Origin of the sequence: Litoreibacter arenae DSM 19593 (assembly GCF_000442275.2) — a bacterium.
Classification (GTDB): Bacteria; Pseudomonadota; Alphaproteobacteria; order Rhodobacterales; family Rhodobacteraceae; genus Litoreibacter; species Litoreibacter arenae.
On record NZ_KE557305.1, the window covers coordinates 1 to 7,061 of the forward strand.

General features: G+C 59.9%; 2 protein-coding genes and 1 pseudogene. 1 reads left to right on the forward strand and 2 read right to left on the reverse strand.

Going from position 1 to position 7,061, the window contains the following annotated elements:
* Positions 1 to 362: 362 nt before the first annotated feature.
* Positions 363 to 524: a hypothetical protein gene (locus tag THALAR_RS18260; RefSeq protein ID WP_154666717.1), complete on the forward strand. Its 162-nt coding sequence runs from the start codon at positions 363 to 365 to the stop codon at positions 522 to 524.
* A 470-nt stretch (positions 525 to 994) separates the two neighbouring features.
* Here the strand turns inward: THALAR_RS18260 and THALAR_RS00030 are convergent, their stop codons facing one another.
* Entirely contained in the window at positions 995 to 4,525 is a 3,531-nt protein-coding gene (locus tag THALAR_RS00030) for a porin family protein (protein WP_154666718.1), read from the reverse strand.
* Between the two features lie 11 nt (positions 4,526 to 4,536).
* A pseudogene (locus THALAR_RS00035) lies at positions 4,537 to 7,061 on the reverse strand (DUF11 domain-containing protein); the annotation flags it as partial.

Consider the following 7,061-nt stretch of genomic DNA (forward strand, 5'->3'; position numbering starts at 1 on the left):
AAGATAGGGGATTTGTCGCAACCCAGTTTAGAATGTGCCCTACTCATCAATATGATTCTCGTAATGAAATTTATGTTACCTTTTAAGCAATATCGACCTCTGCACACTAATTGCTCAGCGATACCTGCCAACTAGAGGAAGCGTAAGACAAATCGCTGCGATCCTCCATATTACGGTCCGCAGGATTGCCATTCTGGGAAAGATGATGGGTCCCATTGTGGAGACCGGTCAAGCTGCATACCCAAGCCTAGCCAAACGCTGGCGTGCAGCCAGAACAGACAAACTTGCGGCTTCCGCCTTGGTTCACACGTGATTTGCCGCGCTGGTCATGACTGCCCATACTGGTTCACGCGGCTTTGGATATGGCAATATCCCGCATGCGTATCGTGCCGTCGAACGAGCCGCCGACCGGCGTCGTCGAACCCGGCGTGCCGCCCATCGGCCCAGCGGTCGCGAACGCGATCTATGCCGCGACCGGCAAACGCATCCGACAGTTACCGATCGAAAAAGCGTTGCGGGCCTGAAACGTGCAGAAGCGGCCCAGTTCGGCCCGGCCAAAACGTAGCATTGTCGACCGAAGCTGAACTGGATCGCCAGAAGGCGTTGTTTGCGTTCGAGAGCGGAAAAACATTCTAAGCGCGACTCAGGTTAGGGAGCGTTGGTTCTCGGAGCGACTAAGGTTGGCGAAGAGCCCAACTTGTAAATCAACAATCTTCGCTGCGAGCCCACGCAGCACAATAAATACTGCGAACATTCAGAACCTATCGCGGTAATGCGGCAGAAACACCGGTCGTTAGCGCAGTCAGAGAGTGTTTGTGCTCATCTCAACCACAGAGGATAGGAGGAAGATTAGTCGCCAGTTCAAGCTGCCGTTCCGGAAAGTTGAAGGTTGCCAGCCTTTTTTTTTGAAACAAGTAAGCCGACGAGAAGTTGAAGAACGGCGCTGGTCTTTTGCGGACCTTTGTCCAAGCTACACCCTCTAGGAGATAAGTCTCTAGAACTTGGCGATCAGATTGATGAAGACGCCTTTGTCGTCATATGTCAGATCGGTCAAATCGTCCGAGAACCGTCCAGTGTTGTAGCCGACACCCAGTTTAAAGTTGTTCCCGACATGGCGATAAATCGCCCCAACCAGCCCGTATTCCTTCGTCTGGATTTGCTCGGCGTTCAAAATGCGAGCCTCTAGCAGCGCATCCCATTTGTGGACCAGATGGTATCGGACATTCGCAACAGCAAGCCACGCGTCGTTCTCTGAGAACGCAGTCGTGGCGTCCGGCGAAGAGTCGGACAACCGCGCACCGACCTTGCCGCCGATCGTCCATTTTTGGTTCACATCGTAAATGGCGTCGAGGCTCAGCACATGGCTGCGCTGGCGCGGGCCGGTTACGTCGGTGCCGTCTATCCGCTGGCCGTAATCGTCATAGAGATAGCGGTATTTCATCAAGACATTCAGACGGTCGTTGGTGACTGGGCGATAGGCGTATCCGATGGAGGCGTCGACCAGCTTGCCGTCGAGGATTGACGACTGATCCGTATCGGTTTTTGACGCGTCCAGATTGAACACCAACCGTTGCGTGTCGTCGATCTTGTAGCGGCCGGAGCTTGCAAACAGGATTGTGTCCGCATCCCGGTTGGTGCCCCCCGTGAGCCCCCGTTCCCGGCGATATTCCAGACGGCCCCGTGCGGTCAGGCTTTCATCCTCGTACCGCACGCCAAAGGACAGCGCGTGCCGGTCAAAGTCGCCATTGATGCTGTCGTTGATCCGGCCGACCTCTAGTGATCCGGTGTAGGACAGGAACTCGCTGCGCGCATAGTCGACGCCGTAGGTGCTGGTTAGCGACCTGTGAGAGCCGAACAGATCATAGGTGTTTTCCCCATAGTAGGCCAAGTCACGCGTCACCTGCCGACGGCCACCGGACACAAACCGCCCCTTGTCATCACCAGTTACACTGCCTGCGAAGAACTCGCGGTTGGGGTCCAGCTCGTAGCCGAAATAAACGCTGTTGTTGTTCTCGTCCTCGTAGGAGACACGCGCAGCAGCGCCGACACCGGTGGAGCCATCCGACACTTCGCCTTCAACCTTCCAGCCGTTGTTGAAGGCGTAGGAGCCCCCTGCCCCGACACGGTTGTTCTTTTCCAGACCCGAGCGTTTCAGCGTCGCCTGCCCATAGACGAACCATTCCAGACGCTCGTTCGGTTTCACGGTGTAGCGCAGCGCAAAATCGGTCCGCGACCCTGTTTCGCGAGCGGTCAGCTTGTCGAGATGCTCGATCCCAAACCCAAGGGTGCGGGTCTCTGACAGCTTATAGCTGCCTTCGATACCGCCCTCGCGCGCATATTGGCCAGCGTCGTTCTTATAGTCGTCGTAATACAGCGTGAATTTCAAGCGCTCGGAGGCCTCGAATTCGGAATAGGCCCCCCATAGCGTTTCGTCGCCGGTCGTCGCACTCACCTGATGGTCCAGGGTTGAGAACCCCAGCGTGCGGTGCTCATAGTACACTCCGAAGCGACCATCGGTGGTAAATCCGAGATCTGCGAAATCGGCGACAACCTCCGCCTTGTAAGCCTCACCCGTGCCGCCAACCGGTGGCGTGTTGTCGATAATAAGGCCACCATCGGTCGAGAAGCTGGAGCCGAAGCCCGGCCCCTCGCTGCGGGCATATTCCAGCGTCGCAAAGGTGCGTTCGCTGAACTGATAGAGCATATCCGCGCCATAGGATTTCTGGTCGGCGGCTCCGGTCTTCTCGATCAGCGCGGTTGCACCAAAGCGCAGCTGATCCGTGGCCCAGACCTGCGCCCTGCCCCCGTAGGAATATCCGTCAAGGCCTCCGGCGGTCGGAGTGTACTCGTATTGTGCGACCAGATTAACGTTCTGTTCACCACCGGGGTTGGTGACGACCACCCCGCCGCCGATGGTGCTGGTCAACGGCGCGCGCAGTGTAACGACGCCTTGCAGATAGTTGATGTCATAATCCCGGCCATAAACCAGCGTGCGCTGCTCCAGAACCCGGCCTGAATCCGGATCGCGGATTTCGACGCTCAGGGTTTCCGAGCCGATGGAGATATCCTGCCGCTGAAGGAAATAGACCGACCCGCCCGTGCCGCGGAAAATATCGCGCTGCGGCAGGTTGTCGGGCTGGGCCGCATAGAGCTGTAGTTCCGCCTTTTCATCGCCGTTCTTGGTCTGCTGGGCCGATTTATACTGCGCCTGTGCGCCGTAAAGCGTGCGTTCGTTGCGTAGGAAATGTGATCCGTTGACTTGGCCCTTGAATGTACCCCAAAGCGCGAAATTCTCGTCCTTCTCCGCTTTGAAATAGAACTTGCCCGCCGTCGGCGCGGCCTCCTCGAAGGTGCTGTCGTCGCCGTAAGTCAGGTAGTATTCGTCCGGGTCGATGCGCGTCAGCAGGCTGCGCGGGTCTTTCTCGTCGAACTTGCGGAAGATGTCCGATAGGTCTTCCTCCCGCGTGTCCGTCGAGGCAGTGATGGTCACGCCATTGGCGTTGGTGCCTTGGGTGAAGAACGCCAGACGGCCCTTTTGATAGCTTCCATCCGTGCCGGTGACGGCTTGCTCGCGATGGCCGACGGTGATGTCGGCAACGGCGACGGTAAACCAATCGGTTTTGCCCAGCTCGACCTCGCGCGCCAGCGTCACGTCGCGGCCTGCGCTTTTGGTTTGGACAATGACGGTTTGGTCGCCCTTTGGCAGGATGCGCTGCAACACAAACCGGCCCTGCGCGTCGGCGCGGATCGTTTCGCCCAAGGTCGAAACGGTCTCATTCGGGGCAAGCGAGCTGCCGGAGACCGTCACGGCCCCGCCACGGACAGGAATGCGGTCGATGGCGGTGGTCGAGCTGCCCTCCTCGACGTCGTCCTGCCCTCGCGCCTGATTGGGGCGATCCAGCACCAGCGCGGTCGTTTCGTCATAGCGGCCACGCGCGTCATAGACGCGGTGAACGGCCACAAGATCGCGGCCTTCAGGCAGTCGAACTTCGGCCTGACCGTTGGGTCCGATCGGAAAAACGCCCACTGTGCGCGGGCCGCCACGGGCCTGCTGGTCGATGATGCGCACCTCGCCACGGGTCAGGAACGCGGGATAGTTGGTCGCGGACTGGAACCGGACCGTGTCGCCGGGTTTGTGGCCCCGGGTTGGTCCCATGACCTCCAGGTCCAGACGCTTCTCGACGGCCAGATCATCGGCTTGCACGCGAATGTCGGCCTTTGCCAGGGCCACGTCCGCTTGCCGCTTCTTCTGCTCAACCTTCTCGTCACCCTCGAAGGTTTCGCCATCGACGCTGATGATAAATCCTGTCGCGGGCTGGCGCGCGCCGTTTGCGATCTCGGTATTGGCACCGACTGGCATACGGACCGTTTCGCCCGCATTTCCGGTTTCGCAGCCCGCGGGCAATACCCCGTTAACCAGATCGCAGTTGTTCTGTGCGGCGGCGGGCAGTGCTGTCGCAATCGCGCCAAGTGCCGTTGCCCCAAGCAGAATGCGGATGAAGGATTTTCTATGGTGATTGTTCATGATCATATCCCTCACTGCACCCGCTTGACGGTTTGTTCGATGTTCAGCTTGTAGCTGCCCACCCTGCGCCATTTCGTGCGTAGTAGTTTTTCGACACCGCGAAGCCGCGCCCGTGCTGTTTTCAGGTCGTCATTCTCAAGAATGTAGGACAGGCGCAGAACCGAGGGCTTGCGTTGTATCGCGCCCAAGAGCCGGTCAACGCTGTCTTCAAATCCGTCAATCGGCTCGCCCGTGGTCGGATCAAACGCCGCCGCCGTCAGGTCGATGTCAATCACGCTTGAAATCGAAGCACCGAAGTTCAGCTTGGCCATCTTGCCCGCTGTCACGCGGATCACCCTCGGGTTCTCCGTGGTAACCCGGTAGCCGGTGGGCAGGCTGTTTGTGTCCAGCTTCAGCGTGAAGTTCGACCCGATGTCGGAGGGCAGCTCCGCGCAAGGCACGTGGAACCGTCCGAATTCGTCAGTGGTGATCCGCACGCCGCGCACGGTGACGACACGGACGCCCGCCAGACCCGGCTCGCCCTCGTCCTGATATCCGTTGTGGTTCTTGTCGTCGAACACCTTGCCGATGATGTCGGCGCAGTCGAAGACATGCTCTGCGACGATGCGGACAATAGCTGTGCCGTCGGCGGTCAGCGGATTGCCCGTCACCGGGTCAACCAGACGCGCACGGTTGACCGCATCACCCGGAGGCGCGGCACTCGTGACTCGCGCTTGCAGGACCAGCACGACATTGCCCGAGGCAGGCACGGTCACACCCGACACGGTTATACGGTTGGCCACGACGGTCGGGACAACAGGCGCACCGTCCAGCGTTGCACTGCCCGGCGTGAACAGGAAGCCCGGCGGCAAGCTGTCAACAAGATCGACTGGACCCGCCGCAGTCAGGTTCGCGTTCGCGGCGGTGATCGTGTACGTCACCGTGTCGCCCAGGCGCGCGGTTGAAACACCGGCAATCTTGGTGACGCTCAGGCCCGCAACCGGCACCACAGGAATGGGGTCCAGCGGGATGTGGTTGTTGATGACATCCGGATCGCCTGCTTCCAGCAAGAAGCTGAAATAGTATGGCGTCGGCGCACCTGCCGCAGGGGGCGCCAGTGATGGCGACAACTGACAACTGCCGCCGGGGATGGCGTCAATCGGGCATGTCGTGGCGTCCAGTGATCCCGCTTGTGGCGGAACCAAAGCCGAGGGGGCCGCGATATAACCGGGCGGATAGGTCGTAACCGCGATCTGGTACTCGGTCTCACCGGCAGGACATTGCGGTGCCGCACCAGGTATCACATCAAAACCGTAAGCGCCGGAAGCATTTGTCGTCTGGGGCTGCTGGCCCGGCAACAGACACGCCGTTGGCAAAGCAACGCCCGCCGCATCGGTCAGCTGCAAGGTGGCACCCGCAATCGGCAAACCCGTGGAGGAGTCGTAGATGACGCCCGCCGGATCAATCGGCTGGTTCTGGTCGGCGAGGATTGTATCGACCTCGAATGTCAGGTCCTGAATCGACCCGACAGCGATCCCTGTCTCGGGGTCGGTGAAGATGATCTCGTAGCCCGAATTGGGTGGGAAGCCGGAAATCAGGTATTCGCCATCGGGGCCGGACACCGTCTCTTCAACGACCTCGCCATTGCGGAGCAACTGCACCACATAGTTTGGCAATGTCTCGTCCGCGCCCGCATCGAAGGCGCCGTTGCCGTTGCTATCAAGGTAGACCGTCCCGCTGACCGCAGGGACAGAGCTTTCAACCGGTACGGATACCGTCGCGGTCGAGCAATTGGTCGGGTTCACAACCTCGCAGATTTGATAGTCGAACGTATAGGTCCCGTTCGGCACAAATGCTGTCGTGTCCACGGTCCCGTCCGGGTTCAGTACAAAGTTGGCGGGCAACGCGCCTAGCGGCGTCACCGTCACAGCACTCGGATCAAACGCCGCCCCGCCGAGCGTGTCATTGTCGAAGACATTCACAAGTCCGGTGACAGGCAGGGCCAAATCAACCGGCGTCGTCAGGATGTTGTCGACCGCTTCGATTTCCGGCGGAGTGACGACAACGGTGACCACAGCCGGATCGCAATTGGCCGGGTTGAGGTTCTCGCAAAGGTCATAGGTTATCTCATAGGTGCCGGCCGGTGTGCCTGCCGGAACAGACACGATACCCGTTGCCGGGTCCAGCACCGGCACAGGCGCGCCGGGCGTCAGCGGGGTGGCCGGAGCCGTCACAGTCGCGGTGATATCGTCCACATTTACAGGATCGCCGCTCAGCGTGTCATTGTCGAACGCGTTGGTGAGCTCTGGTGTCCCGGTCAATCCACTCACGGGCGGCGGCGTGTCGTCCTCCGCCTGAATTTCCGCAGGTGCGACCGCGACCGTCACCGTGGCCTCATCACAGTTGGTCGCGTTCAGGTCTTCACAAATCTCATAGCTGATCGTGTAGGTGCCAGCCGGAGTTCCAGCCGGAACCGAGACCACGCCTGTATCCGTATCCAACTCAGGCACGGTCGCGCCGGGGACCAGCGGCGTGGCGGGCGTCAGCACCGTCGCGG

Bases quoted from the DNA above. Each gene is read 5' to 3' on its own strand.
- THALAR_RS18260 (WP_154666717.1), top strand. From the start codon at position 363: ATGGCAATATCCCGCATGCGTATCGTGCCGTCGAACGAGCCGCCGACC.
- THALAR_RS00030 (WP_154666718.1), bottom strand. From the start codon at position 4,525: ATGAACAATCACCATAGAAAATCCTTCATCCGCATTCTGCTTGGGGCA.